The following is a 273-nucleotide window of genomic DNA, read 5'->3' as shown; positions in this document are numbered from 1 at the left end:
GGAGCGGACATGACTAACCAATTCTTAGTACCAAACGACTACGCTATTCATATTGTAGAAAAGCGAATGAGTATCGATGCTTTAATAATCGCACTCTATAACACCCCCTCTGAAAAGACATTCAAACACTTTAAATTTGTAAACTCACACATTGTTGATGGCTATGCAAAACCTGGGCAGATCGTATTGATATCTCCAATCAATACAATGGAGTGCACTGAGCTAGAACAGCAATTCCAAGCTTCAGCCCTTGATGTAGATAAAAAGCTAAGA

1 protein-coding gene is annotated in these 273 nt (G+C 38.8%); it reads left to right on the top strand.

All coding sequences use genetic code 11. From position 1 onward, the window contains the following. Positions 1–9 precede the first annotated feature (9 nt). The coding region (locus SB751_RS30465) for a hypothetical protein (RefSeq protein ID WP_410749081.1) at positions 10–273 on the top strand (264 nt) is incomplete at its 3' end.

It is taken from the genome of Cupriavidus sp. SIMBA_020 (assembly GCF_046535395.1).
Classification (GTDB): domain Bacteria; phylum Pseudomonadota; class Gammaproteobacteria; order Burkholderiales; family Burkholderiaceae; genus Cupriavidus; species Cupriavidus campinensis.
The sequence above is the reverse complement of the archived record's forward strand: the minus strand, read 5'-3'. Positions and strand labels throughout refer to the sequence as shown.